The following is a 17034-nucleotide window of genomic DNA, read 5'->3' on the forward strand; positions in this document are numbered from 1 at the left end:
CGAGACTCTCCATAACAATGGGATACAGAACAGCATAGCCTGTGGCGCCGGATCAGTCTGGCACCGCAGGCCGTGCCTGTCGAAAACAGCGCCCGACATGTTTGCGTCGGGCGCTTGCGATCAACGCTTGTCTTCAACCTTCCAGGCGCTGCCGTCGTAGAACGCACGCCAGCCCGTAGGCTTGCCCTCTACTTCGGTCTGGACATACTGCTCTTTGGTCTTGCGACTGTAACGGATCACTGCTGGACGACCGTCCGGATCCTTCTTCGGCGCTTCGCAAAGGAAGTGGTACTTGGGATCGATTTCGTCCTTGTGCGGCGCGATCTCGATAACCAGCGGGGCACGGGTTTCACGGTTTTTCGGGAACTGGCTGGCAGCCAGGAACAGGCCCGAAGCGCCGTCACGCAGAATGTAGGTGTCGTCGACCTTGTCGCACTTGAGCTCCGGCATCTTCACCGGGTCCATCTTCGGTGGTGCTGCGTCGCCGCTTTTCAGCAGTTTGCGGGTGTTCTTGCACTCCGGATTGGTACAGCCGAAGAACTTGCCGAAACGACCGGTCTTGAGCTGCATTTCGCTGCCGCACTTGTCGCATTCCAGACTCGGGCCTTCGTAGCCTTTGATCCGGTAAGTACCTTCCTCGATCTCGTAACCTGTGCAATCGGGGTTGTTGCCGCAAATGTGCAGTTTGTGCTTTTCGTCGAGCAAATACGCGTCCATCGCCGTGCTACAGATCGGGCAGCGATGTTTGCCGCGCAGAACCCGCGACTCGGACTCGCCCTCGTCATCGTCGGCAATTTCGTCGCCGGGGGTCAGATTGACAGTCGCCTTGCAGCGTTCCTTGGGCGGCAGGCTGTAGCCGGAGCAACCCAGAAACACACCAGTCGAGGCGGTGCGAATCTGCATCGGGCGGCCGCATACCTTGCACGGGATATCGGTCATCACCGGCTGGTTGGCACGCATGCCGCCATCAGCGGCCTCGGCCACGTCGAGCTTTTTACGGAAATCACCGTAGAACTCGTCCAGGACGTTTTTCCAGTCGCGCTCACCCTGAGCCACGTCGTCGAGGTTTTCTTCCATCCCGGCGGTAAAGCCATAGTCCATCAGGTTGGAAAAGCTTTCGGACAGACGTCCGGTGACGATGTCGCCCATTTTTTCCGAGTAGAAGCGGCGATTGTGCAGCGCCACGTAGCCACGGTCCTGAATGGTCGAAATGATCGCGGCGTAGGTCGACGGGCGACCGATACCGCGCTTTTCCATTTCCTTGACCAGACTGGCTTCGGAATAACGCGCTGGCGGCTTGGTGAAGTGCTGGCTGGGGTCGAGCTTGTTCAGCTTCAGCGCTTCGCCCTGCGCCATGTCCGGCAGAACGTCGTCATCGCCCGGCTTGGCCATCTGTGGCAACGCACGGGTATAGCCGTCGAACTTGAGGATGCGGCCCTTGGCGCGCAGCTCGAAGTCGCTTGCTGCGACCGTGACAGTGGTCGACAGGTATTGTGCAGGCAGCATCTGGCAAGCCACGAACTGGCGCCAGATCAACTCGTAAAGGCGCTCGGCGTCACGCTCCATCCCGGCAAGCTTGCTCGGGTGGGTGTTGACGTCGGAAGGTCGAATCGCTTCGTGAGCCTCTTGCGCACCTTCCTTGCTGCTGTAGACGTTAGGCGATTCCGGCAGGTACTTCTTGCCGAACTCGGTTTCGATGTAGTCACGCGCCATGCTTACCGCGTCGGCCGACAGGTTGGTCGAGTCGGTACGCATATAAGTGATGTAGCCAGCCTCATACAAGCGCTGTGCCATCATCATGGTCTTCTTGACGCCGAAGCCCAGGCGATTGCTCGCCGCCTGCTGCAGGGTCGAGGTGATGAACGGCGCCGATGGCTTGCTGCTGGTCGGCTTGTCTTCACGCTTGACGATGCTGTAGCTGGACGCCTTGAGCTTTTCAAGGGCCGCCATGGCCTGGGTTTCGTTCAGCGGCTTGAACGCTTCGCCGTTTTCACGCGCCACTTCGAACCGCACATTGGCGCCTTTGGCGGTGCCCAGATCGGCGTGGATTTCCCAGTATTCTTCAGGGTTGAACGCGCGAATTTCACGCTCACGCTCCACCACCAGCTTCACCGCAACCGACTGCACACGACCGGCAGACAAACCACGGGCCACTTTCTGCCAGAGCAGCGGCGAGACCATGTAGCCTACGACGCGGTCAAGGAAACGACGCGCCTGCTGAGCGTTGACCCGGGCAATGTCCAGCTCGCCTGGCTTGGAAAACGCTTCCTGAATGGCTTTCTTGGTGATCTCGTTGAACACCACGCGCTTGTAGCGGCTGTCATCCCCGCCGATGGCTTCGCGCAGGTGCCAGGCAATGGCTTCCCCTTCGCGGTCCAAGTCCGTCGCGAGATAGATGGTGTCGGCATCCTTGGCGAGCTTGCGCAGCTCTTCAATGACCTTTTCCTTGCCAGGAAGGATCTCGTACTTGGCCTTCCAGCCATGTTCCGGATCGACTCCCATGCGCGAGACCAGCTGGCGCTGCGCCTTTTCTTTAGGCGTCAGTACCGGGCCCTCGCCCGCAGCAGCCTTGCCACGCTTGGCGGCAGGGTCTTTGGCGGCACTAGCCGAACCGCTGGTGGGCAGGTCTCGGATATGGCCGATACTCGACTTCACCACGTACTGGTTGCCCAAATACTTGTTGATGGTCTTGGCCTTAGCCGGGGATTCCACGATGACCAGCGATTTGCCCATGGATCAGAAAATTCCTGAATAACTAGATGAAAGACAGTGAGGAGCTTGTAAAGGCCACGCTATATATAGTGGCTACAAGGTGAGGTCAAGCACAGCCTGTTGTGCAATTCCTTCTCACATTGGTGAAAACAGGCTGGGTTCAGCCTCAACCAGAGCAAAGCGCGGGACGTGCTCGCCGTCAACCTCGACCGACTCCAGAAACATGCTCAAGGGACGCACCCACATCCCGAAATCGCCGTACAGAGCCTGATAGAACACGACTTCCTCTTCGGTTTCGGAATGCCTGGCAACACTGAAAACCCGGTACTGCGGGCCTTTGTAATGGCGATAGAGCCCTGGTTGCAGTTGCATGCTGCGGTCCTCTTGTAACACGTTCAAAAAATTTGGCTGAAGAAACCTTTTTTTCAAAAAACAAAAGCCGGGGCACCAAGCCCCGGCTCGCATCACACACAGGAATCAGACGCGTTCGAAAACGGTCGCGATGCCCTGCCCCAGACCAATACACATGGTAGACACACCGAAGGTGCCGCCATTTTGCTTCATGACATTGAGCAAGGTGCCGGAGATGCGCGCGCCGGAACACCCAAACGGATGACCCAGAGCGATGGCGCCGCCGTGCAGGTTAACCTTCTCGTTCATCTTGTCGAGCACTTTCAAATCTTTCAACACCGGCAAGGCCTGTGCAGCGAAGGCTTCGTTGAGCTCGATGAAGTCGATATCGGCGATCGTCAGGCCTGCACGCTTGAGCGCTTTCTGAGTTGCCGGAACCGGACCATAGCCCATGATCGCTGGGTCGACACCGGCCACGGCCATCGAGCGAATCACCGCCAGAGGCTGGATACCGAGGTCCTGGGCGCGTTGCGCCGACATGACAATCATGCACGACGCACCGTCAGTGATCTGCGAGGACGTACCGGCAGTCACGGTGCCACCTTTTGGATTGAACGCCGGCTTGAGCGCGGCGAGACTTTCCAGGGTGGTGTCCGGACGAATGGTCTCATCGTAGTCAAAGACCTTGAGGAAGCCGTTCTCGTCATACCCCTGCATCGGGATGATCTCATCCTTGAACTTGCCTTCCAGCGTCGCCTTGTGGGCCAACTGGTGGGAACGCAGGCCGAAGGCATCCTGCTGCTCGCGGGTGATGCCATGCATTTTGCCGAGCATTTCAGCGGTCAGGCCCATCATTCCGGAGGCTTTGGCAGCGTGCAGGGACATGTGCGGGTTCGGGTCCACGCCATGCATCATGCTGACGTGGCCCATGTGCTCCACACCACCGATGACGAACACGTCACCGTTGTTGGTCATGATCGCCTGCGCAGCGGTGTGCAGCGCGCTCATGGACGAACCACACAGACGGCTTACTGTCTGCGCAGCCGAAGTGTGCGGGATCTGGGTCAGCAATGACGCCATGCGCGCGATGTTCCAGCCCTGCTCCAGGGTCTGGTTGACACAGCCCCAGATCACGTCCTCGACTTCAGCCGGATCAACCTTGTTGTTGCGCTCGAGCAATTTGCTGATCAAATGCGCGGACATGTCTTCAGCGCGGGTGTTGCGGTGCATGCCGCCCTTGGAGCGACCCATCGGGGTACGACCGAAGTCGACAATCACGACGTCTCTTGGATTAAGGCTCATTCGTTCATTCCTCGGAAGACGCTTGACCGAAGAAGCTCTGGCCTTTACTGGCCATTTCACGCAGCTTCGCGGTCGGTTGATACAGGGCACCCAGCTCGGCGTATTGGTCAGCCAGGGCAACGAATTCGGCAACACCGATGGAGTCGATGTAGCGCAGCGCACCGCCACGGAATGGAGGGAAACCAATACCGTAGATCAGGCCCATGTCGGCTTCGGCAGCGGTTTCGACGATGCCGTCTTCCAGGCAGCGAACCGTTTCCAGGCACAACGGGATCATCATCCAGTTGATGATGTCTTCATCGCTCACTTCACGCTGTTCGTAGACGATCGGCTTGAGCACATCCAGCACAGCCGGGTCATTGACCTTCTTGGGCTTGCCCTTCTTGTCGGTCTCGTAGGCGTAGAAACCCTTGCCGTTCTTCTGCCCCAGACGATTGGCTTCGTACAGCGCGTCAACTGCAGAGCGGCGATCATCCTTCATCCGGTCAGGGAAACCTTCGGCCATGACATCACGGCCATGGTGGCCGGTGTCGATACCGACAACGTCCATCAGGTAGGCAGGCCCCATCGGCCAGCCGAATTTCTCCATGACCTTGTCGATGCGAACGAAATCCACGCCTGCGCTGACCAGCCTGGCAAAACCGCCGAAGTACGGAAACAGTACGCGGTTGACCAGAAAGCCCGGGCAGTCGTTGACCACAATCGGGTTCTTGCCCATTTTTCTGGCGTAGGCAACGGTCGTGGCGACCGCTTCTTCGCTGGACTTCTCGCCACGGATCACTTCCACCAGCGGCATCATGTGCACCGGGTTGAAGAAGTGCATGCCGACGAAGTTTTCCGGACGCTTGAGGGCCTTGGCCAGCAAGCTGATCGAGATGGTCGAAGTGTTGGACGCCAGAACGGTGTGCTCACCCACGTTGGCTTCGACTTCGGCCAGTACCGCCTGCTTGACCTTCGGGTTTTCGACAACCGCTTCGACCACCAGGTCGACGTTGCCGAAATCGCCGTAGGAAAGCGTAGGACGAATCGCGTTAAGCGCTTCGGCCATCTTCGCCGCAGTCAGACGGCCTTTTTCCAGACGACCACCAAGCAGTTTGGAGGCTTCGTTCAGACCCAGTTGAATGGCTTCTTCGCGGATATCCTTCATCAGGATCGGCGTGCCCTTGACTGCCGACTGATAGGCAATGCCGCCGCCCATGATCCCGGCGCCCAGTACGGCGGCCTGTTTCACATCCTTGGCGACTGCGTCGTAGCCCTTGGCTTTCTTTTTCAGTTCCTGATCGTTCAGAAACAGGCCGATAAGGCTCTGCGCAGCAGATGTCTTGGCCATTTTCACGAAACCGGCGGCTTCGACTTCCAGCGCCTTGTCACGACCGAAATTGGCGGCTTTCTGGATGGTCTTGATGGCCTCGACCGGTGCCGGATAGTTCGGTCCGGCCTGACCTGCGACAAAACCTTTGGCGGTTTCGAATGCCATCATTTGCTCGATGGCATTGAGCTTGAGCTTGTCCAGCTTGGGCTGGCGCTTGGCCTTGTAGTCGAACTCGCCGGAAATGGCGCGCTGAATCAGGTCAAGGGCCGCGGCCTGAAGCTTCTCGGGTGCAACTACCGCATCAACGGCACCAACCTTCAGAGCATCCTCTGCGGAGCTTTCCTTGCCTGACGCGATCCATTCGATTGCGTTGTCAGCACCGATGATGCGCGGCAAACGCACAGTACCGCCGAAACCAGGGTATAGGCCCAGCTTGACTTCGGGCAGACCGATGCGAGCACTGCTGGAGATGACCCGATAGTCTGCGGCCAGGCACATTTCCAGACCGCCGCCCAGCGCAATGCCGTTAATAGCGACAACGGTGGGCACGCCCAGATCTTCGAAATCGCTGAAAATCCTGTTGGCTTGCAGATTGCCCGCAACCAGTTCGGCTTCCGGCAACTTGAAGTTGTCGACGAACTCGGTGATGTCGGCACCGACGATGAACACGTCCTTGCCACTGCTGACGATCACGCCCTTGACCGAGGCATCGGCCTTGATTGCATCGACTGCCTGACGCAATTCATTGAGGGTGAGGCGGTTGAACTTGTTGACGGACTCACCCTTGAGATCGAAATTCAATTCGACGATGCCACTTTCAAGAGCCTTAACCGTGATGGCTTTACCTTCGTAAATCATCAACTGATCTCCACAATATGGAAGCTGAACAATACCCGCCGGACATTAATGTCCGACGGGGCTACGACGTCGCCGTCGATGAACTCGCCAAATCACACGTTTACCCGCCGCGACGTGGTAGCCAGGATTCTGTCAGAGCCTTCTGACGACCAAACGATCATTTCATACGCCCGTTTGATTTGGGTACGCACACCATCAGGCATAACCGAGAGATTGTCAATTCGACTAAACACTCGAAAATATTCGTTTTCGCGGGAATATGCAGGCACTCCATAATGCCCACGCCTGTGTGCGATCCGCCATCATTCGCCAGCGTGATAGTAGCCGAACTCAGGTGCTGTAGCCTGATCTAGAGAGCGTGACACGAGACAGCTGTAGGCCAGGAAAATCAGGCGCGGACGCACCGCCTGAGGGCACATACAAAAAATATTTGCAGGAATCGCGACAAAATGGAGCAAAAGGGCTAGAGTCGCAACACTGCGCCACAAGAGGCTCGCAATGCAGCTGATTTGCGGGTGCGCAACAGCGAAGGCCGACATGGCGGCGAAAGCCTGTCGGCACGCGACGAATTATCGGCCTGCCTGGCCAACCCCGGCCCGATGTTGTTATCGGGCTTTTTAATGCCTGCGATTTAATGCCTTTGAGTCAGGCTCAGGCCAATTCCCTGAGCAGCTTATCAATACGCTGCAACACTTCTGCCTCGCCCCGCTCCGCCCAGTACACGGCAACCATCTGCCCGTCAGCCTCGACCTTGTAGGCATCTGCGGGTAACGTCTGCAGATGAGGCAGCAGCTTTGGATCTTCGCAGACCTCACGCCAGCGGTTGCGCCAGACACCCGGCTCGCTCTGCCAGTAAACCCAGGCATCTGCATGCGAGCCCAGCCGCGGGCGATGGTACTGTGCGCAAGGGCTTGGCGGCTCTTTCGTCAGCCAGTGCGGCCACTCTTGCGGGGCAAGCTGCATACCCATTCCCAGACGGCGCGCCTCCATGCGCAATGCCATCCTGCCGCTCTGATGACGCGACGGGCGCAACCACACAAGCGGGCTCAGCATCACACCAATGATTGACAGGACTATCCAGACCGTCATATTTCTTGCCCCCCACCCGATCTCGGACTTCTCACAACATTTTTGAAAACAATGGCTTGCACAAGGGTCTGCCCAGATGCGAACGAAAGAGCCATACTCCCACCATCGCAATGTTCCCGGAGGACACCCTCATGCCATACGAACACATTCTGGTTGCTATTGACCTCACCGATGAGTGTGACCCGGTCATCCGTCGCGCCAGCTTGCTGGCCAAGGCCAGCGAAGCAAAACTGTCGGTCGTGCACATCGTCGAACCAATCGCCATGGCGTTCGGCGGTGACGTCCCGATGGACCTTTCGCAATTGCAACAGCAACAGATGGATCAGGCCCAGGAGAAGCTCGAAAAGCTCAAACTCAAGTACCCGCAGCTGAAAACCAGCGAAAACCACATAGTGATTGGTCAGCCACGGCAGGAAATCCACAAACTCGCCAAGAGCAAGGCTTGTGACATGATCGTCGTCGGCAGCCATGGCCGCCACGGCCTGGCCTTGTTGCTTGGCTCCACTGCCAACGACGTCCTGCACGGCGCACCATGTGACGTGCTGGCAGTGAGCCTCAAAAAGCCCGAGTAATCTGGCCTGCTACAGCAAAAAGCCCGGTTACCCGGGCTTTTCTGCATCACACGAACGCGTCAGGCGATCACTCGTCCAGTTCGGCCCAGCGCTCCAGCAGCTTGTCCAGCTCAGCCTGCAGGTTTTCCAGTTGCGCCAGCACGGCAGCAGTCTGTTCCGCCGAACGCTGGTAAAAGCCCGGCTCGGCCATTTCTGCAGTCAGGACGGCCATCCTGCCTTCAACCTCATCGATCTGCGCAGGCAGCGCCTCCAGCTCGCGCTGAAGTTTGTAGCTAAGCTTCTTCTTGGCGACCGGCATGTCCTGCGCGGCAACCGGTGCGGCCTGCACCACAGCGCTGGCCAGTTCGGCCTTGCCCGACTTGGTGTCGGCAACACCCAGAAGACGCGGCGAACCGCCCTGACGCAGCCAGTCCTGATAACCACCGACGTATTCGCGAACCTTGCCTTCACCTTCGAACACCAGCGTGCTGGTGACGACGTTGTCGAGGAATGCCCGGTCGTGACTGACCATCAGCACGGTGCCCTTAAAGGTCAGCAAGACCTCTTCGAGCAGCTCCAGAGTTTCGACGTCCAGGTCGTTGGTCGGTTCGTCGAGCACCAGCAGGTTGGCAGGCTTGCTGAACAATTTGGCCAGCAACAGACGGGCACGCTCGCCACCGGACAGCGCCTTGACTGGCGTGCGGGCACGTTGCGGGCTGAACAGGAAGTCACCCAGGTAACTCAGGACATGACGGCTCTGGCCATCGATGTCGATGAAGTCACGCCCCTCGGCAACGTTGTCGATCACGGTCTTTTCCAGGTCGAGCTGGTGACGCAACTGGTCGAAATAGGCCACATCGAGACGCGTACCGACTTCAACCTTGCCACCGGTCGGCTGGAGGTTGTCGAGCATCAGCTTGAGCAATGTGGTCTTGCCGGTGCCGTTCGCGCCGAGCAGACCGATACGGTCTTCGCGCTGCAGGACCATGGAGAAATCCTTGATCAACATCGGGCCACCCGGATGGGCAAAGCTGACGTTGTCGAGAACCATGACCTGCTTGCCGGATTTCTCGGCAGTATCGAGCTGGATATTGGCCTTGCCGGTACGTTCACGGCGCTCGCTACGCTCTACACGCAGCTCCTTCAGGGCACGCACGCGGCCCTCGTTACGGGTACGTCGAGCCTTGATGCCCTGCCGGATCCAGACCTCTTCCTGGGCCAGACGCTTGTCGAACAGTGCGTTGGCAGTCTCTTCGGCTGCCAGTGCGGCTTCCTTGTGGACCAGGAAACTGGCGTAATCGCCGTCCCAGTCGATCAGTCCACCGCGGTCCAGCTCAAGAATACGGGTCGCAAGGTTTTGCAGGAATGCCCGGTCGTGCGTGATGAACAGCACCGCACCCTGGAAATCCTTGAGGGCTTCTTCAAGCCAGGCGATAGCGCCAATATCCAGGTGGTTGGTCGGCTCGTCGAGCAGCAGCAGATCCGGCTCGGAAACCAGCGCCTGAGCCAGCAGAACACGGCGACGCCAGCCACCGGACAACTCGGCCAGGGTCTTGTCGGCAGGCAACTGCAAGCGGCTGAGCGTGCTCTCGACCAGTTGCTGCAAGCGCCAGCCATCACGGGCTTCGAGGTCCTGCTGAACATGCATCAGCTTGTTCAGGTCTTCCTCGGTGACGCAGTTCTGCGCCAGATGGTGGTATTCGGCCAGCAACGCACCGACGCCATCCAGACCTTCGGCCACCACGTCGAAGACAGTCCGTCCGTCGGCTACCGGCAATTCCTGGGGCAATTCGCCGATCTTGAGGCCGGGCGCACGCCAGACAGCCCCGTCATCAGGCTTCTGAACGCCTTTTACCAGCTTCAACATGCTGGATTTGCCTGTGCCGTTACGGCCGATGATGCACACCCGCTCACCACGGGCGATCTGCCAGGACACCTTGTCCAATAACGGCATGGCGCCGAAAGCAAGGGACACATCGCTGAATTTGAGCAGGGTCATGAGCTTCTCCAAAAACCGGGCGCGCATTCTACCTGAGATAACCGGCGGATGTCGGGAATCGTGGCACCCGTGACAACTTCCACATACCCTTCATAACCGACAATTATTTCCATATGAGACAAGCTCGTCGGCAATGCTTTCACCATGAGCTGGCAAAAGGCTAAGCTAGCAATACTTTTCACGACTCATCTGCTCGGAAGTCTCATGCGCAGTCGTTTGTTCAGCTTTTTATCGTGCCTGCTCCTCTCCACCACCGCCATCCAGACTGCTCATGCGGTAGACCTCAACCAACAACGCAAGTATTACGACGAAGCCAAGCGTGCGCTGGCCAAGGGCGATTCAGGCCCGTATCAGATGTACAGCACGGCGCTGGCCGATTATCCGCTGGAGCCCTACCTCGAATACGACGAGCTGACGGCGCGCCTGAAGACTGCCAGCAACGCGGAAATCGAGAAGTTTCTTGCCGAGCATGGAGACCTGCCGCAGGCCAACTGGATGAAGTTGCGCTGGTTGCGCTGGCTGGCGGAACGCGGTGACTGGCAACCGTTCGTCAAGTACTACGACCCGAAAATGAATTTCGTCGAACTGGATTGCCTGTACGGCCAATACCAGTTGAGCAACAACAAGCGTGCCGAAGGCTATGCCAGTGCAGAAAAACTGTGGATGACCGGCAAGACACTGCCAGCCGCCTGCGACGGCTTTTTCGCGCAATGGGCAGCCGCAGGCCAGTTGACAGAGCAGAAACGCTGGCAACGGGCCAAACTGGCCGCTCAGGCACGCAATTACAGCCTGGCCAACACCCTGGTCAACAGTCTCAACTCGCTGGCCCCGCAAGGACGCCTGCTGCTGGCCGTCGCCCAGAAGCCGGAAATGGTCAACAACCCCGCGCAGTTCGCGCCGGTGGATGAAGCCATGTCCGATGTGGTCGGCCTTGGCCTGCGCAGACTGGCCAAGGAGGATCCGCAGAAAGCCCTGTCGATGCTCGATGGCTACGCGGCAACCATGCACTTCTCCCGTGAAGAGCAGGTGGAAATTGCCAAGGAAATCGGCCTGACCCTGGCACGTCGCTACGACGACCGCGCCCTGGAGGTCATGACCCGGTACGACCCGGAGCTGCGCGACAATACGGTTACCGAGTGGCGTATGCGTCTGCTGCTGCGGCTGGGTCGCTGGGAAGACGCCTACGAACTGGCACGTCGACTGCCCAAGGACCTTGCTGCAACCAATCGCTGGCGTTACTGGGAAGCCCGCTCTCTGGAACTGGCGCAGCCCAACAGCCCGCTGATTGCCGCTCTGTACAAGGACGTGGCCAAAGAACGCGACTTCTACGGTTTTCTGGCGGCCGACCGCACACAAAGCCCCTATCAGCTCAACAACAAGCCCCTGGTGCTCAGCCAGGCGCTGATCAACAAGGTACGCAATACCCCTGGAGTGCGTCGTGCGCTGGAGTTTCATGATCGCGGCGAAATCGTCGATGGACGACGCGAGTGGTATCACGTCAGCCGCCAGTTCAACCGTGACGAAATGGTTGCCCAGGCCAAACTGGCCTACGACCTGAAATGGTATTTCCCGGCCATTCGCACGATCAGTCAGGCGCAATACTGGGATGATCTGGACATTCGCTTCCCGATGGCCCATCGCGACACGCTGGTACGCGAAGCCAAGGTGCGTGGACTGCACTCAAGCTGGGTATTCGCCATTACGCGCCAGGAGAGCGCCTTCATGGATGACGCTCGCTCGGGCGTCGGTGCCAGCGGGCTGATGCAGTTGATGCCTGCCACCGCCAAGGAAACTGCCCGCAAGTTCAGCATCCCGCTGGCCTCGCCGCAGCAGGTGCTGGACCCGGACACCAACATTCAGCTGGGCGCTGCCTACCTGAGTTCGGTGCATGCCCAGTTCAACGGCAACCGCGTGCTTGCTTCAGCCGCCTACAACGCCGGGCCAGGCCGCGTACGCCAATGGCTGAAAGGTGCCAATCACTTGGCCTTCGATGTCTGGGTAGAGAGCATACCGTTCGATGAAACCCGCCAGTACGTACAGAACGTGTTGTCCTATTCGGTGATCTACGGCCAGAAGCTCAACTCGCCTCAGCCGCTGGTTGACTGGCACGAGCGGTTTTTCGACGATCAGTGACCGGTCGGCAGGAGTGCTTCTCAGAGCACTCCTGCCGCCACGCAACACCTATTCCAGCACTTCGACCGGCATACCCACTTCAAGCTCGCCCAGCCCCTCGTTGACCACGTTCTGGCCAAACAGCACGTTACCCTCCACTTCCCGATAGGTCTTGAGCGTGGCGAAGGGTTCGCGATCCGGGCTGCGCTCGCCGGTAGCGGGGTCGATAGTGGTGAGAATGCAGCGCGCGCAAGGCTTGAGCAGCTGGAATTCGATGTCGCCGATACGGATGCGCTTCCAGCCATCCTCGGCAAAGGCCTCGGCCCCTTCAACCACCAGATTGGGTCTGAAGCGCAGCATTTCCAATGGCCTGCCCAGGCGGGTCGACAGGTCATCGAGCGAGCCCTGACCAATCAGCAGCAACGGGAAGCCATCGGCAAAACTCACCCGATCGTTAATCGTCTGATAGCTCCCGGGCAGCCAGCGCGCACGCTCTGCCGGCAGATAAACCATGCGGGTGGGCTTGCCAATAAACCGGCTGACCCATTCGGCTGCCACATCGCCAGCGTCCGGCACCTGCAACGAATCACGCCAGACTGTCACACCACGCAGGTTCGACTCGATGTCCAGCGGAACCGCGACATCCAGAGGCTCGAAACCGGGTGCCGAAAGGGTTACGCCGCCGCTGGCATTCCACAACACCGTCAGTTGGGACATGTGCGACAGGGCGCGCTGGGTGAAGAACCGACCGTTGCTTTCGTCGACCAGCATCCAGCGTCGGTCCCCCGCCAACCCCAACTGGTCGAACGACGCGCGTTGCAGCGTCTCCGCCTTGCAGGATTTGAGAGGGAAACGATAGAGAGAGCTGAGACGCAACATGAGAGCCGGTTCCTTTGATGGCGGGATAAGCTTTGACGAAGACATCGAAGCTTATCCGAAGCCGGAGCGGCAGGCATCCGCGATCAACAATCGCGCGAGGTATCAGCCAATCATCAAAAGACGTTCGCGCACTACTTCGACCAGCTTGTCGGGCTGGAATTTGGAGAGGAAGTTGTCGCAACCGACCTTCTTGACCATCGATTCGTTGAAGCTGCCGGACAACGAGGTGTGCAGAACGATGTAAAGACTGCGCAAACGCGGATCGTTGCGAATCTCGGTGGTCAGGCGATAACCGTCCATTTCCGGCATTTCGGCATCGGTGAATACCATCAGCAGCTTTTCATGGACGTTCTCGCCCGCGTCCGCCCAACCCTTGAGCATGTTCAACGCCTTGAGACCATCACTGGCCACGTGCAGCTTGAGGCCCAATTGAGACAGCGTGTCGCGCAACTGCGCCAGTGCCACCTTGGAGTCATCGACCAGCAACACCTCACGACCACGGGCATTTTCCAGTACCGGGTCTTCGAGCTTCTCGCGGGACACCTTGGCGTTGTACGGCACGATCTCGGCAAGTACTTTTTCGACGTCGATGATTTCTACCAGTTGGTCATCGACCTTGCTGATCGCCGTCAGGTAATGCTGACGACCGGCGCTGGCCGGCGGCGGCATGATCGCGTCCCAGTTCATGTTGACGATGCGATCCACACCACCGACCAGGAAGGCCTGAACCGAGCGATTGTACTCGGTGACGATGATCGTGCTGCCAGGCCCCGGCACCAGCGGCCGCATACCAATGGCCTGGGAAAGGTCGATCACCGGCAGGGTCTGGCCACGCAGGTTGACTACGCCACAGACGAACGAGTGGCGTTGCGGCATGAGGGTCAGCTTGGGTAGCTGCAATACTTCCTGGACCTTGAACACGTTGATCGCAAACAATTGCCGACCGGCAAGGCGAAACATGAGGATTTCCAGGCGATTCTCGCCCACCAGTTGTGTGCGCTGATCTACTGTGTCGAGAATGCCTGCCATTATTAGCTCCTGAAGCAATGGTCACGATGAGTCTGTTGAGCCTGTATCGGCTGAAACCAGCCGGACCTTAATGGCGATGAAAGGCCATTCTCAGTATTGATGTCACTTTACCATCATGATTTACTGGTGTCGCTTTCCTGCCAGACAAATACGACGATGAGCGCGCTCTGGAAAAGCCTGAACATACCCAGTCGCTCAAGGTAAAAATCAAAGAAGCACAAAAAGTCAATCGGGGATAACCTGATATGATCGACATCTAATTGCCACTATTGTGACGCCATTCTCAATACAAGAATGGCGTCAGGTTCGTGTCCGCTTTTCAAACCTTGTAATCAAGCGGCGCTGGCAACATTCAGAAATGCCCTACATACTTTTGTTTGAAATCGACATTAACTGTCAGCCATTCGCCGCGGGCGGAAGTTCGCTATCCATGATCAGTGGAGACAAAGGATGCTGAGCAACAACGATTGGCAGCATAAGCACGACCAGTTCCTGAGCACCTCTCAGGCACTTCTGTACAAGTCGGAAGAATGTCTTTCGCACCTGGAGTTGATCCCCAACGACGAGGACGCCACCGGCTGCCTTCTGACCACCCTGCGCACGCTGGCCCAGGAGGCGGAAGCCGCGCCTGTGCCTTGTATTGCCGAGTTTTCACGTCAGCTGTGTCAATTATTGAAAAGCGGCGACCAGGCCAACGAACTCTCACAGGAAACCCTGCTGACCGTCAAAAACTGCCTGATGCTTATGTCCTGGCAGGTCGAGCTTCTCGATCCGCAAACGGGTGAGTTGACGATGGACAACAACGAACAGCTGGAGCTGTTGGAAAAGCTGGCCAGCGCTTCCTCGCAATCGGCAGCGGTGAAGGATGCAACCCAACGATAACGCTCGACTGTCGAGCATCACACACGCAATGTCATTGAAGTGATGTTGTCACGTCAGGGTTTTCCGTCCTATTGTCTTCACTGCTTTCAAATCGTCTTAAAGGTTGACCAGGGACTGAAAGCACGCCTCGGCGGTCCCATTTACACAAGAAGCCACAATGACCTGCAATCTGTTACTGGTCGACGACCACTCCCTGATCAGAGCCGGCGTGCGAGCGCTGGTTGCAGAAATGCCGGGCTACGCCATTATCGGTGAAACGGCGGACGGCGCGCAGTTGTCGAGCCTGGCGCAGCGACTCAAGCCCGACATCATCCTGCTCGATATCTGGATGAAGAGCGTCGACGGCCTTGAGGCGCTCGAACACTTGTTGAAAGTACAGCCACATTGCAAGGTATTGATCCTGTCGATGCACACCGACCCGGACATGATCATGCGTGCGCTCGACATCGGAGCTCGCGGCTATCTGCTCAAGGACACCACCGCGACCGAACTGGAACAGGCACTGGAAGCGCTGCGCAACAACGAACGCTATCTGAGCCAGGCCATCGCTCATACCGTTATCGAGCGCGCCCTGCGCGGAACACGCTCGGACAGGGCCCAGGCGGCCAAGGAGCGATATCACCTGACCGCTCGCCAGCTGGAAATCCTGCGCCTGATCGTGCGTGGCAAGTCCACGCGTGAGATCGCCGACGGCCTGGGGCTGAGCATCAAGACTATCGAGACCCACCGCTCCCAGGTCATGAAGCGGCTGCAGATATTCGATGTCGCCGGGCTGGTCCTGTTTTGCGTTCGCGAACGGATTATCAGTCTGGACGATTGAGCATCGGTGCACGGCTCAGCACCGGTGAATCGGCCGGCAAATGCACCTGTAGCGCGCCCGGTCGCGCCTCGAAGCGCAGGTCCTCGCCAGATAACGGCTCGCCATCGAGGTTGATATCCAGCCCCTGAGCCGACTTGAGTTCTACCCAGGGCAGACGCGCGCGGATGAACATGTTGTCGATGCCCAGTCCGCCTTCCAGCAGACTTCTCAGCGTGCCGACCACTTCCTGAGGCGCTGGCAGGATACTGATGTCGAGCAGGCCATCATCAGCCAACGCGGTCGGGCACAGCTCGTGTCCACCGCCAGCCTGCCGGCCGTTACCGATACCCAAGGCAAGAAGATCGCCGCGCCAGTGGAAATCCGGCCCGGTGAGTTCGCCGTGGGCAGCATGCAATTCGCTGAACCTTGTCAGGCCGGTAAACAGATAGGCCGCCCCGCCCAATACCTTTTTCAGGTCTTCGGATGTGTTGGCCGTTACCTGACTGCCAAAGCCGCCGGTAGCCATGTTGAGGAACAGTTTGCCGCCGACTTCACCCAGATCGACGGCACGCGGTGCTAGGTCCATCAGTTGCAGAGCCTTGGAGACCTCAAGAGGCACCCCGGCTGCGCGGGCAAAATCGTTGGCAGTGCCCAGCGGCAAAATAGTCAGGCTGGCTTGTGTTTCGGCCAGCGCCAGGGCCTCGGCGATATCTCGCAAGGTACCGTCACCACCGCCCGCCACGATATGCCGATGCCCGGCGGCCAGCGCTTCGCCAACCAGGCGCTGGGCATCCCCAGCTTCCCAGGTGAGCCTCACGTCCAGCTCCCAGCCCTGCTTGCGCTTGTCTGCAACGGCATCACGCACGTCTTCGTTGAGCGCCTGTTTACCGTGAAGAATGAGCATTGCCCTGCGTTGTGTCATGACACCTCCTCTGACGAACCCTACGAATTGAAGCCTGCGAGCGACGCTCTTTCTGTAGTCAGCGCCCGCATACATTTCGCACGACGCATGACTGTGACCCCGCACATGTCAAAAAGGCCCACCCGTCACAGAAATTTTTTTCACGTCATCAAGAACAGATCAACCCCCGCCAATACTGGGCAAAACCCGGAAGCAGAAGCTCTGGAGCAACGATTGCATCAGAGTTGGCACACTTTT

General features: G+C 58.4%; 13 protein-coding genes. 4 read left to right on the plus strand and 9 right to left on the minus strand.

Features of this window, described 5'->3' with window-relative positions:
- Positions 1-120: 120 nt before the first annotated feature.
- The 5 genes from topA to RYA97_RS23240 form a co-directional block, all read right to left on the minus strand.
- A complete protein-coding gene (gene topA, locus RYA97_RS23220; protein WP_005744458.1) occupies positions 121-2733 on the minus strand; it encodes a type I DNA topoisomerase in 2613 nt (870 codons plus the stop codon).
- Between the two features lie 114 nt (positions 2734-2847).
- On the minus strand, positions 2848-3084 hold the full coding sequence (locus tag RYA97_RS23225) for a DUF1653 domain-containing protein (RefSeq protein ID WP_005732650.1): 237 nt from the start codon (positions 3082-3084) through the stop codon (positions 2848-2850).
- Between the two features lie 105 nt (positions 3085-3189).
- Entirely contained in the window at positions 3190-4365 is a 1176-nt protein-coding gene (gene fadA, locus RYA97_RS23230; protein ID WP_004656895.1) for an acetyl-CoA C-acyltransferase FadA, read from the minus strand.
- 4 nt (positions 4366-4369) lie between these two features.
- Positions 4370-6535, minus strand: coding sequence for a fatty acid oxidation complex subunit alpha FadB (fadB, locus tag RYA97_RS23235; RefSeq protein ID WP_005744460.1), 2166 nt, complete (start codon positions 6533-6535; stop codon positions 4370-4372).
- 651 nt (positions 6536-7186) lie between these two features.
- Entirely contained in the window at positions 7187-7624 is a 438-nt protein-coding gene (locus RYA97_RS23240; RefSeq protein ID WP_002554109.1) for a hypothetical protein, read from the minus strand.
- Positions 7625-7755: 131 nt separating this feature from the next.
- Between RYA97_RS23240 and RYA97_RS23245 the strand changes: the two genes are divergently transcribed.
- The gene (locus tag RYA97_RS23245; RefSeq protein ID WP_004665751.1) at positions 7756-8196 is read left to right on the plus strand and encodes a universal stress protein; all 441 of its coding nucleotides are present in this window, start codon (positions 7756-7758) and stop codon (positions 8194-8196) included.
- Between the two features lie 67 nt (positions 8197-8263).
- Here the strand turns inward: RYA97_RS23245 and RYA97_RS23250 are convergent, their stop codons facing one another.
- Positions 8264-10174: an ATP-binding cassette domain-containing protein gene (locus RYA97_RS23250; protein ID WP_016982116.1), complete on the minus strand. Its 1911-nt coding sequence runs from the start codon at positions 10172-10174 to the stop codon at positions 8264-8266.
- 204 nt (positions 10175-10378) lie between these two features.
- Between RYA97_RS23250 and RYA97_RS23255 the strand changes: the two genes are divergently transcribed.
- Positions 10379-12307 carry a transglycosylase SLT domain-containing protein gene (locus tag RYA97_RS23255; protein ID WP_002554112.1) on the plus strand — a complete coding sequence of 643 codons (1929 nt, stop codon included), beginning with the start codon at positions 10379-10381 and terminating at the stop codon, positions 12305-12307.
- Between the two features lie 48 nt (positions 12308-12355).
- On the opposite strand, the gene RYA97_RS23260 is transcribed toward RYA97_RS23255, so the two are convergent.
- A complete protein-coding gene (locus RYA97_RS23260; RefSeq protein WP_016982110.1) occupies positions 12356-13165 on the minus strand; it encodes an MOSC domain-containing protein in 810 nt (269 codons plus the stop codon).
- A 102-nt stretch (positions 13166-13267) separates the two neighbouring features.
- Positions 13268-14194: a chemotaxis protein CheV gene (locus RYA97_RS23265; RefSeq protein ID WP_002554114.1), complete on the minus strand. Its 927-nt coding sequence runs from the start codon at positions 14192-14194 to the stop codon at positions 13268-13270.
- Between the two features lie 450 nt (positions 14195-14644).
- Between RYA97_RS23265 and RYA97_RS23270 the strand changes: the two genes are divergently transcribed.
- On the plus strand, positions 14645-15076 hold the full coding sequence (locus tag RYA97_RS23270) for a hypothetical protein (RefSeq protein WP_002554116.1): 432 nt from the start codon (positions 14645-14647) through the stop codon (positions 15074-15076).
- A gap of 157 nt (positions 15077-15233) precedes the next feature.
- On the plus strand, positions 15234-15896 hold the full coding sequence (locus RYA97_RS23275) for a response regulator transcription factor (protein WP_316893190.1): 663 nt from the start codon (positions 15234-15236) through the stop codon (positions 15894-15896).
- Here RYA97_RS23275 and yegS read toward each other — a convergent pair.
- Positions 15880-16797: a lipid kinase YegS gene (yegS, locus tag RYA97_RS23280; RefSeq protein WP_117139578.1), complete on the minus strand. Its 918-nt coding sequence runs from the start codon at positions 16795-16797 to the stop codon at positions 15880-15882. The genes RYA97_RS23275 and yegS overlap by 17 nt on opposite strands.
- Positions 16798-17034 lie beyond the last annotated feature (237 nt).

This window comes from Pseudomonas syringae group sp. 26L6 (assembly GCF_032587815.1).
GTDB classification, from domain to species: domain Bacteria; phylum Pseudomonadota; class Gammaproteobacteria; order Pseudomonadales; family Pseudomonadaceae; genus Aquipseudomonas; species Aquipseudomonas amygdali.